Genomic DNA, 16040 nt, shown 5'->3' on the forward strand with positions numbered 1-16040 from the left:
AATGGGATCAGATATCATAAAAATAAGTCATCTAACCAAGAACTTCGGTGATGTAAAAGCTGTTAATGACTTAAATTTCAAGGTTAAAAGGGGAGAGCTGTTTGCTTTCCTTGGCGTTAATGGTGCTGGAAAGAGTACAACAATTTCTATTATATGTGGTCAGCTTCACAAGGATAGTGGAAGTGTGGAGATTGATGGAGTAGCTGCTGAAAAGCTTGGAAATGAGCTGGGTAAGAAACTGGGAATAGTATTTCAGGATAGTGTGCTGGATAAACCACTTACTGTAAGAGAAAACTTGAAAAGCAGGGCTGCGCTCTATGGAATCACTGGAATGGATTTTGATGTGAGGCTTGGGGAGCTTACAGAACTTCTTGGATTTGAAGATTATATAAACAGACCTGTCGGTAAACTGTCAGGAGGACAGAGAAGAAGGATTGATATAGCACGAGCGTTGTTACATAAGCCTGAAATATTAATTTTGGATGAACCGACCACTGGTCTTGATCCGCAGACAAGAAGGCGGATATGGGAAGTTATTGAAAGGCTAAGAGCAGATGAGAATCTTACGGTTTTTCTTACAACACATTATATGGAGGAAGCCGCTAATGCTGTATATGTCGTAATCCTTGATAAAGGAAGCATAGCCGCTGAAGGAACACCATTTGAATTAAAGAGTACCTATGTACAGGATACAATATCTGTCTATGGTGTAACAGAAGATGAAATCAAGTCTTTGGGTATGAATTATAAGGCAATAAGGGATGGATATCAGATAAAAATAGGAAATACCATTGAAGCAACCAAGCTAATAGTTGCACATCAGGATATATTTAGAGATTACGAGGTAGTAAAGGGCGGAATGGATGATGTATTTCTTGCGGTAACAGGCAAGGTATTGGGAGGTGAAAACTAATGAAGGCAGTTATTTCTCTTGTAAACAGAAACAGAAAATTATTTTTCAGGGACAAAGGAATGTTTTTTTCTGCACTTATAACACCATTTATTTTAATTGTATTGTATGCAACATTTTTAGCGAAAGTATATAAGGACTCTTTTACATCAGCATTTCCGGAAGGATTTACGATTACAGATAAATTGATAGACGGGACAGTTGCATCCCAGCTTGTTGCGGCACTTTTAGCAGTAAGCTGTGTGACAGTAACATTCTGCGTGAATCTTACGATGGTGCAGGATAAAGCAAGTGGTGCAAGAAAAGATTTTAATGTTTCTCCTGTGAGCCGCTCAAAGATATATCTTGGATATTTCATTGCAACAGTGCTTAACTCACTAATGGTAAACGGACTGGCACTTGTGATAGGACTTCTCTATATAGGAAAAATGGGCTGGTATTTAAGCTTTATGGATGTGCTTTGGGTTATTTTTGATGAGATTCTTCTGGTGCTATTTGGAAGTACACTTTCGAGCATTATAAGCTATCCGCTTACCACGCAGGGGCAGATGTCAGCAGTAGGAACGATTGTCAGCGCAGGCTATGGCTTTATATGTGGAGCATATATGCCAATCTCTAATTTTGGTTCTGGATTACAGAAAGCATTGTCATATCTTCCGGGAACTTATGGAACTTCACTTATTAAGAATCATATGCTCCGAGGTATATTTGAGGAGATGGAGAGTGAGAAACTGCCAGATGAGCTGATAACGGCAATCAGGGAAACATTAGACTGTAATCCGCAGTTTCATGGAAATGTAGTTAATACAACACAGATGGTATTTATTATGGCAGGCAGTGTCGTGGTGCTGGGGGCAATTTTTCTACTTATGACCCGTCTGCCGGAAAAATAAAACAGGTAAAGAAGCATAGAAAAGAATGAAAGGCGGTGGAAAATGTATGCTTAGAATTAAACATCTGACAAAGAAATATGGTGATAAAACAGCAGTAGACGATTTGAATTTACATATACAACAGGGGGAAATCTATGGATTTATCGGACATAATGGAGCCGGAAAAACAACCACATTAAAGTCTGTTGTGGGAATTTTGCAGTTTGACCAAGCAGGATGGTACTGTACTGTTGCTGGTTACGATTATGTTGTGTGGTCTTACATAAATGGATATCATGACAGCACCTTCGATTTCTTTGGAGGGGAAAAGTCTGTGGATTGCACAGTCTCTTCCTGTGACACCATGGCAGGTTCTTCGTGCAAAACTGGACATGCAGCTTATTTTAAATGGGATACCGGTGATGCTTTGCATGATTTGTACGGCAGTAGTCTGCCCAATTAAAATCGGACAGTTTATAATGATGATCCTGCAGGTACTGTCATTCGTGTTTGTAATGGCAGTATTTGGTTTATTTATGGGCGTGATAAAGCCAGTGCTTACCTGGACCAATGAGCTTACACCGATAAAGCAGAGTGCTTCTGTGATGGTTACAATGTTTGGCGGATTCGGATATACAGCACTTATGTTTATTGGATATATGGTGCTTCCTGGTTATACATTGGGATACATTTGCTATATAGGGATTTTTATAGCGGCAAATGTTGTGGCTGGTCTGACATTGTATATTTGGCTGAGAACAAAAGGCTGTGATAGATTTGTGGAACTTTGATTTTTGCATTGTGCAAAAAAAAGAAACGAAAGTAGGAGAATTATGAAATCAAGTAATAAACAGTACGGAAAGAGGCTGCTTATATTAGCATTTCCAATCATCATGAACAATATTATAGCGCAGCTTCAGATGATTATTGACAGAATATTTTTGGGACATGCCAACGATTTGTATATGAGTGCTTTGGGAAATGTTTCATCACCCGTATGGACAACCATGTCATTTTGCAATTCCCTTGTAATGGGAGCTTCCATACTGATAAGTCAGAGTGTAGGTGCCAAAAAGCGGGAAGATATTGGAGAATACGCCGGAGCAATGTTGAAGTATAACAATATTATTCCGATTTTTCTGTGTTTTTTCTGGATGATATTTCCAAAACCAGTATTTATGATTCTGGGGGTATCAGATAATGTTATGCCATTGTGCTTAGGATATGTAAGATGGTATGCACCATTATTTTTACTTACAGGACTTGGCGGATCGCTCGGAGTTATCCTGCAGACATCAAATTATACAAAACCGCTTGTGGTGTACGGGTGCGTTCGTTCGGGACTCAATATATTTTTAGATTGGATGTTGATTTTTGGTAATTTAGGAATGCCTGCTCTAGGAATTGAGGGGGCAGCAATTGCAACTGTAATTGCTGAATATGTTGGAGCAATATATATATCCATTATATTTTTTACCAGTAAAAGGCTTCCTACAAGACCAAGCTGGAATGATGTGAAAAAAGGACATTTCCAAAGCTACCTGAATGCTGCAAAGCTTGGAATTAACATTGCATTAGAGGATTTTGCATGGAATATAGGAAATCTGATTTTAATTCGAATTCTCAATTCAATAAATGAATATGCGGCAGGTATTTATACGATTATATTTGGAGTAGAAGTACTTGCAGTTGTTATTATTGGTGCAATCGGAAGTGGTACTATGACACTGACTTCGGAAGCAACTGGCAGAAAAGATCTTGCACAGTATAAAGGAATTACATTATGCGCTTATGCTGTCTGTACAATCGTAACTGTGGTAATGATTGTTGGAGCAGTGTTGTTCCCGGAACAGATTTTATCATTGTTTACCAGTGATAAAACAGTTATTGCCAGTTGTGGAGGCTATTTGCTGCTGATTGGTATAAATCTGTTCTCGAAATCCGGAAATATTATTATCGGAAATGCCATTCGTGGAAGCGGAAATACAAAGTGGATGTTGTTTACTCAGATTTTTGGAACGATTTGGATTGTAAGTGTAGCATCGGTCTTAGTATTTATTTGTAAATTGGGAATCTTTGGAGTGGTTCTGGCAGTTATATTGGATGAAGGTGTCAGGGCGCTGATTAATTTGGGGAAATATTTAAGAATTGTGAAGAAGTGGGGAGAATGGAATGGTTAATTTAAAAGTGATTAACGAAGACAATTGTTGCAATATATAACTTAGATGTCACCTTTAATGAGGGGGTGTGTAACAAATATATGCCTGCAAATGCAAGATTTACAGGATTTTGTATAGGAATGCTAGGTGACATGATATTTCTGGTTTCAGTACTATGTATGAAAGATAGCTGGCGGGCAGGAATCCCGGACAAAGACAGAACCACACTTGTTACGACCGGAATTTATTGTTATAGTCGGAATCCGGCTTTTTTAGGTTTTGACTTTATGTATGTAGGACTGCTGTTGATGTATTTCAATTTGTCAATGTTTGTAGTATCTGCATTTGCTATTATCATGCTGCATTTGCAGATACTACAGGAAGAGCGGTATCTGACAGAGAATTATGGAGAGTCATATAGAGAGTATCGGAAACCTGTTTTTCGTTATTTGGGAAGGAGATAGATTAGATATGTGGTTTTGGTGGTTCATTTTGATATGTGATTGTATTATTCCGGTGCTTATGATAATTGCGGGGAGAATGATGTGGAAACATTGTCCTAAGAAAATCAATGGAATTGTGGGATACAGAACAAAGATGTCAATGAAAAATATGGATACATGGAAATTTGCACATGACTATGCAGGAAAACTCTGGTGGAAAGTTGGTATTGGTATGCTAGGACCTACATTGTTAATGCATATTCCTTTCTATGGAGCAAGTGACGATACAATGGGAATATTAAGTATTATTATCCTAGTAATACAACTAGCATTTTTGTTTGGGACGATTTTCAAAACAGAAAAGGCATTAAAAAACAATTTCCATGAGGATGGAACAAGGCAATAAGGGGCTTCTGCCGGAGCAGGGATACAGGCAGCCCCAGGCTTTGTGAAGTACATTGTTTATACATTATCAGGAATCGGCGCACAGTGGTTCAGTCAGATGTTGTTTGTTATTTCTTTGTTTCTTCTGTTAGTGTGCTGATAGAGAAAATTCTGGTTGTACGTTATTTGATTTTGGGGATAAGCATTGAATAGGAATGAAATAGAATACAAAATGACGGAAAGATTATTAGTAACAGCAGTATTTTTAAATTTTAAGAATAAGTAGGAGGAAATCCATGGAATATATAAGAGTGACGAAAGAAAATATTGAAAAAGAGCATATCTGCTGTGCGATTTCAAGCAACAAGGATATACAGGTAATATCAAAGAAAAACTGGCTGAAAGAGCGATTTGATGATGGATTGGTATTTCTCAAGAGTATAGAGCGTGGAAAATGCTTTATCGAGTATATTCCGGCAGAAAATGCATGGAATCCAATTATAGCAGAGGGGTATATGTATATTGACTGTTTGTGGGTGGCTGGTTCTTTCAAAGGCAATGGTTATTCGACTGATTTACTGAATGCCTGTATAGAAGACAGCAAAGCGAAGGGGAAAAAGGGAATCTGTATCCTGTCAGCCGCCAAGAAAAAGCCTTTTCTGTCAGACCCAAAGTTCCTCAAGTATAAGGGATTTACAGTCTGTGATGAAGCGGATAATGGTATTCAGCTTTGGTATCTGCCTTTTTCTTTGGATGCGGCTAAGCCTGAATTTAAGGAGTGTGCGAAGCATCCACATATTGAGCAGGCAGGCTATGTATTGTACTATACCAATCAATGTCCGTTTAATGCAAAATATGTTCCGGTACTTTTTGAAGTTGCTAGGGAAAGAGAGGTTCCGTTTCAGGCAACCAGGCTGGAAACGAAAGAAGAAGCGCAAAATGCTCCGACACCGGTTACAACCTACGCATTGTTTTATAACGGAGAATATGTCACGAATGAGCAGATGAATGATAAAAGATTTATAAAGCTTCTGGATGGGATGGAAAAATAAATGAGCAAATTCGAACTCTACTCTCCGTAGGTTGAGGATATTCATACGCTGAAATAGAATGGTGTCATGGAGGTAACGAATATGAATCAGTATGTAACAGGTGCAGTTATAAAGAGACTGCGTGAGGAAAAAAAATAACACAACAGCAACTGGCAGATAAGTTGTCAGTCAGTGCAAAGACAATTTCCAAATGGGAAACAGCGAAAGGATATCCGGATATCACACTATTAGAATCCATTGCCAATGCATTATCGGTGTCGGTGACAGAGCTTATTTCCGGTAATACAATAGTTAATTCCAATGTATCAGCCAATATGCTGCGTTCACATTTCTATGTGTGTCCGGTGTGTGGAAATATCGTTCACAGCATGGGAGAAACAGTAATTCAGTGTCATGGATTGCAGTTACAGCAGGAAGAAGCTGAGGAGACAGACGAACATCATAAAATCTTCGTAGAACAGGTGGAAGATGAATATTATGTGCAATAGTTTGGATGAAATCACGGAGATATTCTGTAAATTAGGACTTCGTATTTGTAACAGCTTTGCTGATTTCAGTGGAAAGCCGAGTTCTGATAATGATATTCAATTGATGGTTTATTCCATACGAGAATAAAAATAGAGTAGACGAATTATTTAGCAATCTTCATCAAATCTTTATTTTTTTCTGTTAGGTTATATTTCAGTAAGAAATGAAATATGGAAGGAAGGATAGTAAAGATGGAAATGATGTTGCAGACACAAAATTTGTGTAAATATTTTAGAAAGCAGAAAGCGGTAAATAATGTTTCACTTAATATCGAAAAGGGACAGATTTATGGACTGCTTGGACCGAATGGCGCTGGTAAATCTACCACATTGAAAATGCTGACCGGTATGATGAAACCCACTGCAGGAAAGATTTACTTTGATGGAAAACTTTGGGATAGGAAAGATTTATCAAAAATAGGAGCGTTAATTGAGAATCCGCCTATTTATGAAAATCTTTCCGCCAGAGAGAATTTGAAGGTAAGACAATTATTGCTTGGTACAGATGAAAACAGAATTGATGAGGTCTTGCAGATTGTATCACTTACAAACACCGGAAAGAAGAAAGCAGGACAGTTTTCTTTGGGGATGAAGCAAAGACTAGGCATTGCAATGGCATTGCTTGGAGAACCGGAACTTTTGATATTGGATGAACCTACGAATGGATTAGATCCAATAGGCATCGAGGAATTACGAGAGCTGATCCGGTCTTTTCCGGAACAGGGAATCACTGTAATTCTCTCCAGTCATATTCTCTCGGAGGTACAGTTACTTGCAGATAAAGTCGGGATTATTTCAGGTGGAATCTTAGGATACGAAGGAGCATTAAAGCAGGGAGATAATCTTGAAGATTTGTTTATGAATGTGGTAAGAAAAAACCAGAAAGCAGGTGAAATCCATGGTTAATATTATAAAAGCAGAACATCAAAAAGCCAAAAGAACCATGCGAAAAAAGTTTATCTGGGGATTTCCTCTTCTTACATTTGTCATGGCATTTATATTTACTCTTGGGATGACAAATGCTTATGCAGAAAGTGTTTGGAACTGGTGGTATACACTTTTGCTGCCGGGGATGATTGCTCTATTTTGTTATCTTTCTGTGGCGCAGGAGAAAAAGATAAAATACTATCATTTAATGACTATTCCCACAGACAGAAGAAAATTGTTGCTGGGGAAAATTATTTATATTGGGTACATGATTTTGTTTTCTAATGTGATTGTGTTTGCAGGAGCAACGCTTGGAGGCTTTCTTCTAACGACACATGTTCCAGTGAAAGGAGCGTTGATTGCAGTATTGTTTCTGACGGTTTCTGAGTTATGGGAGATTCCAGTAGCTTTATTTTTAAGCGAACGATTTGGAATGATTGTAAACCTGTTCGTCTGCCTATTTATTACCGTCAGCGGTGTGCTAATATCACAAACCAGAATCTGGTATGTACTTGTTTCTGCAATCCCTATGCGAATGATGTGCCCGTTGCTTCATGTTTTACCAAATGGACTCGCCGCAGAAGTAGGGAATCCTCTTTTGGATACGGGAGTCATTGTTCCGGGAATGTGTCTCTCAATCATCTGGTTTGTTTTTGTAACGGTTCTGTTTTTGAAATGGTTTGAGAGAAGAGAGGTGAAATAAGATGATTGGAAGATCTCTTAATGCAGACTTGCGAAAGATGAAAGGAACATCTGTGATTCTGGCACACTTACTGATTCCGATTATAACCAGCGTTATATTTTTAATATATTACTTTTTTTCACCATGGAATGAAAATATGAAAGTGATTGCATTTTATCAGGCAATAGGAGCAGGACTTCCGGTACTTATTGGAATTTTTACAGCAAGTGTGATGGAACAGGAACAAAATGCAGGTAATTTTCAAAACCTGTTGTCTTTACCAGATAAACTTACAGCATTTTTATCGAAACTGTTGATGCTACTGGTTTTGTGTCTGTGCTCTATCCTATTGACAGCAATCATATTCGGAATTGGATTTGGAAGAATCGCATCAAGCGATATCGAAATCATGAAAGGATGTATATTTGCAGCATTGCTGCTGTGGGGAAGCAGTGTTCCACTTTATCTGTGGCAGCTGATTCTGGCTTTTCAGTTTGGAAAAGGGGTATCCATTGGAGCAGGGATTATATCAGGACTAATTAGTGCATTGATGCTTACCGGACTTGGAGATTATGTGTGGAAATATGTATTTGTCTGCTGGACGGGTAGAGTACCATATACTTATCTGCAATCTGTATTGGGAGAAACTAGTGTAGGTGAATGGTTGTCATTCATACCAGGTTGCTTAATATTTACAGGGATTAGTATGGTATACTATTTTTGGTGGGTAAACCACTGGGAAGGAAACAGAATATCGGAATAGAATCGAGGGAAACTATGGCAAAAATACTGGCAGTTGATGATGAACCGGCAATTTTGGAAATGATAGAAAGCATTTTGAATAAGGATGGACATCTGGTTACCAAAGTAAGTAATCCACTAAAAATTAATATGGAAGAATTACATTGTTATGACCTGATTTTACTGGACATTATGATGCCTGGAATTGACGGCTTCGAATTATGCAAAAGAATCAGGGCACTTGTGGATTGTCCGATTTTGTTTCTTACGGCAAAAACGGAGGAAAACAGTCTGGTAAACGGACTTTCTTTAGGAGCAGATGATTATATTTCAAAGCCATTTGGAGTGATGGAACTTCGAGCAAGGATCAACGCGCATCTACGGAGAGAGCACAGGGAACATTCTGTCCGAATGGTTTTAGGGAGAGTCTGCATTCAGATGTCTCAAAAGAAACTATTGGTTGATGATAAAGAACTTCCGTTTACGAAAGCAGAGTACGAAATCTGTGAATTTCTGGCTAAAAACAGAGGACAGGTTTTCTCGAAGGAACAGATATTGGAAGCGGTCTTTGGCTTTGACAATGAGAGTAATGACAGTACTATAATCACGCATATCAAAAATATAAGAGCAAAATTTGCGGATTATGATTATATGCCGATAAAAACAGTCTGGGGGATTGGATATAAATGGGAAGAGTAAAGAGAAGCAATGCACTCAGCAGGATTTTTATGAGATATGTACTGGTCATGCTTGGATCATTAGTTGGTTTGGTGATTGTTGCTTATCTGCTGCTGTACCTTTTGATTAGTGTGGGCTGTATTTATCCGGCAAATTATGCAGAGCAAAAGATTAATGAAGCATATGATACGATTCTACGTGCAGATAAAGTGACTGCTGAGATGATTCCCGCACTTTGTGATTATGTAATCTTTTCAGAGAATGGAGAGAAAATAGGTGGAGATCTGCCAGAACAATACGAACAGATAGCATGGAATGTTGCAAAGTACAGAAACGCATCCGGGAAATATTTTTATAAAGTAATTGTAAGGGAAAATGAATATGTTGTATTGCAATATCGCCTGACACCTCAATATCATTCAGCTTTTTTGAGGGAGCATTTTATAGGACCACAGAATGTGATGATTATTATGTCTGTGATTGGAGCGGTAGCGATTATCATCATTCCGTCCATACGTTTTGGAAAAAGAATCAAAAAGCAGATGCAGCCTGTATTAGACGCAATCGGACAAATAAAGGATCAAAATCTGGAATATGAGACATCTTGTTCCGGTATCAAAGAGTTTGATGACTGTTTATCGGCAATCGATGATATGCGAGATGCATTGCGAGAATCTTTAGAAAAGCAGTGGAAAACAGAGCAGGAAAAGAAACAACAGATGTCTGCTTTGGCGCATGATATTAAAACACCTCTTACGATTGTACGGGGAAATGCAGAACTACTTTCAGAGACTGAACTGACCACAGAACAGAAGAAAAATATCACTTATGTTTTGAACGGCACAACACAGATACAAAGTTATGTAAAACAGTTGATAGATGTCACAAAATCATGGAATTGCAGTGATGTTACCTATACAACGGTGAGGTTAGAAGATTTTTTCGCAGATATAAAGGAACAGGCACTCGGACTGGTAGAAATCTATCACCAGAAGATAGATTGGAAGGCGGAACAAAGTGATAAAAAGGTAACAATTGCTTATGATCCAATGTTCCGGGCCGTAATGAATGTGATTCAGAATGCAGTGGAGCATACAAAAGAAAATGGAATCATTTATATTGACGCAAAGGAGCAGGATGACCGGCTGACATTCATTGTGGAGGATAGCGGATCAGGATTTACAAAAGAAGCATTATTGCATGGCACAGAGCAGTTTTTTATGGATGACACAAGTAGAAATGGCAAAGCCCATTATGGGATTGGGCTTTTTTTCGCAAAAACTGTGGCTGAAAAATATGGCGGAGGGATTAAACTTTCAAGTTCTGAAAATACAGGTGGGGCGAGGGTAGAAATATTTTTCCTGAGTAGTCAGGAAACACGCTAAATAGACTGCAATTAAGCTATGTAAAAGAAATGGAAGATACTATCACAAACCGAATGCTTCACTGGTCTTATACACCTGAACAGAAAGAGAAAGTGAAGAAGGCACTTGCCGCAGGAGTTACTAAGTCAACGATTCTTACTTACTTCTATCCGGAGGTTACTGTGGAGAGGATGAGTTTATATCGGAAGAAGTAGTAAATGTTATCGCATAGACACAGGATTATGTTATACTGTGTCTATGCGACATTAAAGAAACTTACAAATCGTTGTTTGGAGGTACACGATGATAATAAAAATTGTTACACTTTCACTGATGGCAGTGTTTTACATCTGCTATTTTGCAAAGCTGATTAGTCAGAAAAAGCAAGGCATAAAGACAGACCAATTAGGAAAAGGAAAAGAGGGATTTGTCAAATTTATAGAAGTAGCTCTTAAAATAATCACATATTTGCTTCCTGTAATACAGATTATCAGTATTGTGTTTTGTTCGGGAACAGCACATATTGTGTTGCAATTTACAGGAGTTGTAATAACAATGTTCGGTGTACTTGCTTTTATTGTTTCTGTTACACAGATGAAGGAGAATTGGAGAGCAGGTGTGCAAAAAGAAGAAAAGACCAATTTGGTAACAACGGGCATCTATTCTATTAGCAGAAATCCTGCATTTTTGGGTTTTGATTTAATGTATATAGGAATATTGTTTTCGTTCTTTAATTGGTTCCTTTGCTTTGCCACAGGTTTTGCAGTGGTATTTTTTCATTTACAGATAGTCAATGTAGAGGAAGATTTTTTGATAAAAGCATTCGGAAATGAGTACCTGCAATACAAATCAAAAGTATGCCGATATTTAGGAAGAAAAAGATAACTTCATATTTAGGTGGTTTGTCAATAGCAATAATATTTAATGCATAATCTGATTTAAGAGTGAATTTCAAATTTTAGATTTTCAATAATCATGGGATAAAAATAACAGGGAGGATTATAGTTTTCGGAATAAAGCCGATATATAATATTAGAAACAATAAATAATAAAGAACGGATTCAGAGAAGGAGGACAAAGGATATGTCAATGAATGTGAATACAACGGGTACTGTTTATGGAAGTTATCAGAATACCTACAAGGCAGGTACAGTAGATAAGAAAAAAGAAACAGCGAAAACAACAGAAAATGATAAGGTCAAGAAAAATGTGACAGAAAGTATAGCCGAAAAAAATCTAAGTAAAGAGGCACAAAAAATGCTTAAAGATATGCGTGGCTCAAGAACAGATATGGACTTTATGGTTGCAGATTTTGAAAATGGTGATAATGCTAAAGATATTTTAGCACAAAGTGATAAAGAGTTTACGGTTATTTTCTCAAAGGAAGAAATGGAGAAGATGGCATCCGATCCCAAATATTATGCTGAAAAGATGCATAGTATTGAAGGTGCTTTGCGTATGTCGGATGAAATCAATGCTCAGTTTGGATTTGAAAGAGCATTTGGTAAGACAAACGGAATAGAAAACAGTGCAGATACTGATACAAAAATAACAAAGTTTGGTATTTCTTTTAATAGTGATGGAACTACAACATTCTTTGCTCAATTAGAAAAAACATCAGCTAGTCAGAAAGAATATCTTGAAAAAATTCAGGAAAAGAAAGCTGCGGAGAAGAAAGAGGCGAAGAAAAAGGAACAATTAAAGCAAATTGAAGTAAAAAAAGCTACTGTTCAAGCAAATTCAAAAGATGAACTTTTGGATAAAATTAAAAATATTGAATGGAATTCTATCAAACCAGAGGATAATAAAATCGGTGGAAGATTTGATTTTTCAATTTAGTATATTTAGATGGGGATGATTACATAAAGTATGGAGGTAGATTCATTATGAGAAAACGTTTTTTTTCTATTATTGTATGTGTTGTCATGCTTTTTACAATGAATGTCACAGCTTTTGCGGCAGAAACTCAGGAAAATTATTCGGAGACGGAGAAAACAATGACATTTGAAATAACTCCGACAGCATTAACTTCTGGATCATCACGACATTCTGTTGGAATGTTAAATTCCTTTTTTGGAACAAATGATACAGTGGCAACTTCCGCTCTTGGTTCTTTTACAATCAGCAGCACATCTGTTCCGTCAGGCTCCACAATCAGTAAAATAGTGGTTACATCCACAAAAAGTAGTGGAAGTAGTGGAAACATCGAATTATTTGTTGCTAAAGATGAGGATAATGGAGATGGCACATTTGACAGATATACAGACAGCAAAAGTTGGAATAGTTCTCTTACTTTTGCAGATTTTGGCAATTATAATTTAAGCCCTGTTGGAAATTATTATGTTCAATTTGAATCTACAAGGTATTCAACGGGAACTGTTTCAGCAGCAACATTAAAAAATATTTATGTCACAGTATACTATCATTAAAATTTTATAATCCCCATTCTAAACAAGCAAAGATGTTGTTATTCAGTTAGCAGCATCTTTGCTTTTAATTGTATAATTGATATGACTATTGAGTTAGAATGACATTGATAGCGATAGAAAGCTATATATTACAGAAGCAGACTTTGATAAAAAAGCATTTGAGAGATTATATAAATTGAATATTATATAATCAGAGGTATATAGAACATGCACAGAGACACTATATTTCAATATGAAACAATGGTGCCTGACACAATAAAAACGCATAGCCAAACTTCGCTCGGTATAACTGCCTGATTGTGTCGAAATTCGTATTTTATCAATTATATCTGATAAAACTGGATTTGCGGTATTGAAAATCAGTTATAGCCGTGGTACCATATAGACAGTTTCAGAAGGGAGGCTGGTCTACATGATTAAACGAGAAATTTATATGAGCCGTATCCGTCCTTTTATCGGAAATGAGCTGATAAAGGTTCTGACAGGGATTCGCCGTAGTGGAAAATCTGTCATGCTGAGCCTGATCCAAGAGGAACTTGCCCAAAACGGGGTCCAACCAGAACAGTTTATTTCCCTGAATTTTGAGAACATGAGCAATGCACACCTTTGTACGGCTGTTGCATTGCATGATGAAATCCTTCGCAGAACAAAAGAAATCAGCGGCAAGGTTTATCTGTTCTTCGACGAAATCCAAGAGGTGGCTGATTGGGAAAAATGTATCAACTCTTTCCGGGTGGAGCTGGATTGTGATATATACATTACCGGTTCCAACGCCAAGCTGCTTTCCGGTGAGCTTGCCACTTATCTTGCCGGACGGTATGTGGAGTTCGTGATTTACCCGTTTTCATTCAGAGAGTTTATGGAGCTGTATCACACCGTTTACGAAGGTGCAGACGAAAGACAATGCTTTACAAAATATCTGACGCTGGGAGGAATGCCCTATTTGAGCAACCTTCGCTACGACGATGCCGCCAGTCGTCAGTATTTGCGGGACTTGTTCAACTCCGTAGAGCTGAAAGATATTATCAAGCGAAACAATATCCGTGATGTGGATATGCTGGAGAGAATTATTGCTTATATAACTTCCAACATCGGCACTACCTTTTCTTCCACAGCCATTTCCAAGTATCTGAAAAGTGAAGGGCGCTCCGTTTCACCAGAAACGGTACTGAACTACATCAAAGCCTGCACGGACGCATTCCTGTTTTATCAGGTGAAGCGCCAAGACCTCCAGGGAAAGAAAATCCTGACCGTCAACGAGAAATACTATGTTGCAGATCATGGTGTCCGGGAAGCCGTGTACGGTGGCAACATGAAGGACATTAACCTTGTCCTTGAAAATGTTGTCTACATGGAGCTGCTGCGCCGTGGTTATTCTGTGACTGTTGGGAAAGTCTCTGACAAGGAGATTGACTTCGTATGTGAAGATCATGGGAAAAAGCTGTATGTTCAGGTTTCCTATCTACTTGCCTCGGAGGAAACCATCCAGCGTGAGTTTGGGGCGTTTGCCGGTGTTCGTGACAATTTCCCGAAATACGTTGTAACGATGGACGAACTGGATATGAGCCGAGATGGAATCAAACACCGCAATATTCGTGACTTCCTGCTGGCAGAGGAATGGAACTGAAATGTTCTTCTTTCACCAGAAGATATGCAGAAGTTCTTCCAATGCTGAGAATGAAAAAACAATGGTGCCTGACACAATAAATATTATGATATGTCTGTATTTAACCGCTGTATAGAAACCGGGAATGTTCTCTTAATACTGGAATGTTGGCAGGATGTCCACCCGGCGCTTGTCAGTATCCCAGTGAAATGGGAATACAGCTCGCCGTATGGACTTTTGTATGCTCTGAATCCGCCGGATGATGTTATGCAGTTTGAAAACAATGGTGCCTGACACAATAAATATTGTATAAATGTCAATGCTGTTGTGGTACATGTTGTATTCTGCGTAAATGGTATTCATGTTGTGTCTCCTTTAAACCAATAAAAATATAGAAGCATTTCAATCAGTTCACAATGTCACTTTTATTTTGTGTTATACTGTTTTATATAATTTTCTTGCCCTTGTTTTTGCCCTTATCAGAGTTCGTAAACACTGGTGGGACGATATAACGCAAGGGAAACAATAAGGGAAAGCTCACCTGCGATAAACTTTGTGTTTTCAAGGGATTGAGAGATATTTGATAATAAAATATAACAGTTATTAAATCCCTTGGAATATATGAAATCTCAATTCAAGTTTGTAAGGAACAGAAACTTTGAAGTTTATGGAGAGGAGAAGAATATGATTTTTCACTATGCTGGCAAATATAATGGAGATGAGAGTAGTCTTCCATACAAGGAACATCATCCTAATGCAACCCCGTTTAAAGAACCAGAGGATACGAAGAAATTATCATTAATTGCAAATGTGGGATGTATTTTGATAATGGGTATATTAGCAATTCCATTTTTAATACTTGGAATAGAATATATTCCTGATAATGCAATATGGATGATGATAGGTGGAATTTGTGGCGGATTATCTCTGTTGCCACATGAATTGCTGCATGCAATATGTTATAAAAAAGATGTATATATGTATAATGATTTGGCACATATGTTGATGTTTGTGGTAGGAACAGAGGATATGAGTAAAGGGCGTTTTATTTTTATGTGCCTGTGCCCTAATCTTATACTTGGCGTAATTCCCTATATTTTATTTTTGATATTTCCGCAATTTGTTGGATTGGGTTTATTTGGAATTATTTGTATTGGAATGGGGTTTGGGGATTACTTAAATATTTACAATGCAATAAAGCAAATGCCGAAAAATTCCAAAACATATTTATGTGGAATGCACTCATATTGGTACTTGTAGAAATGC

At 37.7% G+C, this 16040-nt stretch carries 20 protein-coding genes; all 20 read left to right on the forward strand.

Annotated elements, in window-relative coordinates; all coding sequences use genetic code 11:
• Position 1 precedes the first annotated feature (1 nt).
• The 20 genes from C7390_RS13345 (at position 2) to C7390_RS13440 (ending at position 16034) form a co-directional block, all read left to right on the forward strand.
• Positions 2-913, forward strand: coding sequence for an ABC transporter ATP-binding protein (locus tag C7390_RS13345; RefSeq protein WP_116444340.1), 912 nt, complete (start codon positions 2-4; stop codon positions 911-913).
• Positions 913-1803 carry an ABC transporter permease gene (locus C7390_RS13350; RefSeq protein WP_116444341.1) on the forward strand — a complete coding sequence of 297 codons (891 nt, stop codon included), beginning with the start codon at positions 913-915 and terminating at the stop codon, positions 1801-1803. The genes C7390_RS13345 and C7390_RS13350 overlap by 1 nt, the downstream gene beginning before the upstream one ends.
• Before the next feature lie 46 nt (positions 1804-1849).
• Positions 1850-2245 (forward strand): ATP-binding cassette domain-containing protein, encoded by a 396-nt coding sequence (locus C7390_RS13820; RefSeq protein WP_318295712.1) that lies wholly within the window; start codon positions 1850-1852, stop codon positions 2243-2245.
• A gap of 16 nt (positions 2246-2261) precedes the next feature.
• Positions 2262-2573 (forward strand): hypothetical protein, encoded by a 312-nt coding sequence (locus tag C7390_RS13360; protein WP_318295713.1) that lies wholly within the window; start codon positions 2262-2264, stop codon positions 2571-2573.
• A gap of 42 nt (positions 2574-2615) precedes the next feature.
• Positions 2616-3962 (forward strand): MATE family efflux transporter, encoded by a 1347-nt coding sequence (locus C7390_RS13365; RefSeq protein WP_090141237.1) that lies wholly within the window; start codon positions 2616-2618, stop codon positions 3960-3962.
• Positions 3963-4093: 131 nt separating this feature from the next.
• Positions 4094-4405: a methyltransferase family protein gene (locus C7390_RS13950; protein WP_456362889.1), complete on the forward strand. Its 312-nt coding sequence runs from the start codon at positions 4094-4096 to the stop codon at positions 4403-4405.
• 7 nt (positions 4406-4412) lie between these two features.
• A complete protein-coding gene (locus C7390_RS13375; protein WP_055176698.1) occupies positions 4413-4790 on the forward strand; it encodes an SdpI family protein in 378 nt (125 codons plus the stop codon).
• A 274-nt stretch (positions 4791-5064) separates the two neighbouring features.
• Positions 5065-5820 carry an N-acetyltransferase gene (locus C7390_RS13380; RefSeq protein WP_055176478.1) on the forward strand — a complete coding sequence of 252 codons (756 nt, stop codon included), beginning with the start codon at positions 5065-5067 and terminating at the stop codon, positions 5818-5820.
• 134 nt (positions 5821-5954) lie between these two features.
• Positions 5955-6308 (forward strand): helix-turn-helix transcriptional regulator, encoded by a 354-nt coding sequence (locus C7390_RS13385; protein ID WP_318295720.1) that lies wholly within the window; start codon positions 5955-5957, stop codon positions 6306-6308.
• Positions 6309-6539: 231 nt separating this feature from the next.
• Entirely contained in the window at positions 6540-7253 is a 714-nt protein-coding gene (locus C7390_RS13390; protein WP_055176472.1) for a lantibiotic protection ABC transporter ATP-binding protein, read from the forward strand.
• The gene (locus C7390_RS13395) at positions 7246-7977 is read left to right on the forward strand and encodes a lantibiotic immunity ABC transporter MutE/EpiE family permease subunit (protein WP_116444344.1); all 732 of its coding nucleotides are present in this window, start codon (positions 7246-7248) and stop codon (positions 7975-7977) included. The genes C7390_RS13390 and C7390_RS13395 overlap by 8 nt, the downstream gene beginning before the upstream one ends.
• 1 nt (position 7978) lies before the next feature.
• The gene (locus C7390_RS13400) at positions 7979-8719 is read left to right on the forward strand and encodes a lantibiotic immunity ABC transporter MutG family permease subunit (protein ID WP_021737750.1); all 741 of its coding nucleotides are present in this window, start codon (positions 7979-7981) and stop codon (positions 8717-8719) included.
• Between the two features lie 14 nt (positions 8720-8733).
• Positions 8734-9396 carry a response regulator transcription factor gene (locus C7390_RS13405; protein WP_116444345.1) on the forward strand — a complete coding sequence of 221 codons (663 nt, stop codon included), beginning with the start codon at positions 8734-8736 and terminating at the stop codon, positions 9394-9396.
• The gene (locus C7390_RS13410; protein ID WP_116444346.1) at positions 9384-10760 is read left to right on the forward strand and encodes a sensor histidine kinase; all 1377 of its coding nucleotides are present in this window, start codon (positions 9384-9386) and stop codon (positions 10758-10760) included. The genes C7390_RS13405 and C7390_RS13410 overlap by 13 nt, the downstream gene beginning before the upstream one ends.
• A gap of 29 nt (positions 10761-10789) precedes the next feature.
• Positions 10790-10954: a hypothetical protein gene (locus C7390_RS13825; protein ID WP_318295714.1), complete on the forward strand. Its 165-nt coding sequence runs from the start codon at positions 10790-10792 to the stop codon at positions 10952-10954.
• Positions 10955-11042: 88 nt separating this feature from the next.
• Entirely contained in the window at positions 11043-11624 is a 582-nt protein-coding gene (locus tag C7390_RS13415; RefSeq protein WP_116444347.1) for a methyltransferase family protein, read from the forward strand.
• A 198-nt stretch (positions 11625-11822) separates the two neighbouring features.
• Positions 11823-12578: a DUF6033 family protein gene (locus C7390_RS13420; protein ID WP_171029228.1), complete on the forward strand. Its 756-nt coding sequence runs from the start codon at positions 11823-11825 to the stop codon at positions 12576-12578.
• 47 nt (positions 12579-12625) lie between these two features.
• A complete protein-coding gene (locus C7390_RS13425; protein WP_116444348.1) occupies positions 12626-13168 on the forward strand; it encodes a hypothetical protein in 543 nt (180 codons plus the stop codon).
• Between the two features lie 412 nt (positions 13169-13580).
• On the forward strand, positions 13581-14795 hold the full coding sequence (locus tag C7390_RS13430; protein ID WP_008116575.1) for an ATP-binding protein: 1215 nt from the start codon (positions 13581-13583) through the stop codon (positions 14793-14795).
• 663 nt (positions 14796-15458) lie between these two features.
• Positions 15459-16034: a DUF3267 domain-containing protein gene (locus C7390_RS13440; protein WP_055176451.1), complete on the forward strand. Its 576-nt coding sequence runs from the start codon at positions 15459-15461 to the stop codon at positions 16032-16034.
• Positions 16035-16040: the final 6 nt, after the last annotated feature.

This window comes from Bacteroides galacturonicus (assembly GCF_003096855.1).
Lineage (GTDB): Bacteria > Bacillota > Clostridia > Lachnospirales > Lachnospiraceae > Lachnospira > Lachnospira rogosae.

What these genes read in the sequence shown, in the direction of transcription:
- C7390_RS13345 (WP_116444340.1), top strand. Translation starts at nt 2, where the DNA reads ATGGGATCAGATATCATAAAAATAAGTCATCTAACCAAGAACTTCGGT.
- C7390_RS13350 (WP_116444341.1), top strand. Translation starts at nt 913, where the DNA reads ATGAAGGCAGTTATTTCTCTTGTAAACAGAAACAGAAAATTATTTTTC.
- C7390_RS13820 (WP_318295712.1), top strand. Translation starts at nt 1,850, where the DNA reads ATGCTTAGAATTAAACATCTGACAAAGAAATATGGTGATAAAACAGCA.
- C7390_RS13360 (WP_318295713.1), top strand. Translation starts at nt 2,262, where the DNA reads ATGATGATCCTGCAGGTACTGTCATTCGTGTTTGTAATGGCAGTATTT.
- C7390_RS13365 (WP_090141237.1), top strand. Translation starts at nt 2,616, where the DNA reads ATGAAATCAAGTAATAAACAGTACGGAAAGAGGCTGCTTATATTAGCA.
- C7390_RS13950 (WP_456362889.1), top strand. Translation starts at nt 4,094, where the DNA reads ATGATATTTCTGGTTTCAGTACTATGTATGAAAGATAGCTGGCGGGCA.
- C7390_RS13375 (WP_055176698.1), top strand. Translation starts at nt 4,413, where the DNA reads ATGTGGTTTTGGTGGTTCATTTTGATATGTGATTGTATTATTCCGGTG.
- C7390_RS13380 (WP_055176478.1), top strand. Translation starts at nt 5,065, where the DNA reads ATGGAATATATAAGAGTGACGAAAGAAAATATTGAAAAAGAGCATATC.
- C7390_RS13390 (WP_055176472.1), top strand. Translation starts at nt 6,540, where the DNA reads ATGGAAATGATGTTGCAGACACAAAATTTGTGTAAATATTTTAGAAAG.
- C7390_RS13395 (WP_116444344.1), top strand. Translation starts at nt 7,246, where the DNA reads ATGGTTAATATTATAAAAGCAGAACATCAAAAAGCCAAAAGAACCATG.
- C7390_RS13400 (WP_021737750.1), top strand. Translation starts at nt 7,979, where the DNA reads ATGATTGGAAGATCTCTTAATGCAGACTTGCGAAAGATGAAAGGAACA.
- C7390_RS13405 (WP_116444345.1), top strand. Translation starts at nt 8,734, where the DNA reads ATGGCAAAAATACTGGCAGTTGATGATGAACCGGCAATTTTGGAAATG.
- C7390_RS13410 (WP_116444346.1), top strand. Translation starts at nt 9,384, where the DNA reads ATGGGAAGAGTAAAGAGAAGCAATGCACTCAGCAGGATTTTTATGAGA.
- C7390_RS13825 (WP_318295714.1), top strand. Translation starts at nt 10,790, where the DNA reads ATGGAAGATACTATCACAAACCGAATGCTTCACTGGTCTTATACACCT.
- C7390_RS13415 (WP_116444347.1), top strand. Translation starts at nt 11,043, where the DNA reads ATGATAATAAAAATTGTTACACTTTCACTGATGGCAGTGTTTTACATC.
- C7390_RS13420 (WP_171029228.1), top strand. Translation starts at nt 11,823, where the DNA reads ATGTCAATGAATGTGAATACAACGGGTACTGTTTATGGAAGTTATCAG.
- C7390_RS13425 (WP_116444348.1), top strand. Translation starts at nt 12,626, where the DNA reads ATGAGAAAACGTTTTTTTTCTATTATTGTATGTGTTGTCATGCTTTTT.
- C7390_RS13430 (WP_008116575.1), top strand. Translation starts at nt 13,581, where the DNA reads ATGATTAAACGAGAAATTTATATGAGCCGTATCCGTCCTTTTATCGGA.
- C7390_RS13440 (WP_055176451.1), top strand. Translation starts at nt 15,459, where the DNA reads ATGATTTTTCACTATGCTGGCAAATATAATGGAGATGAGAGTAGTCTT.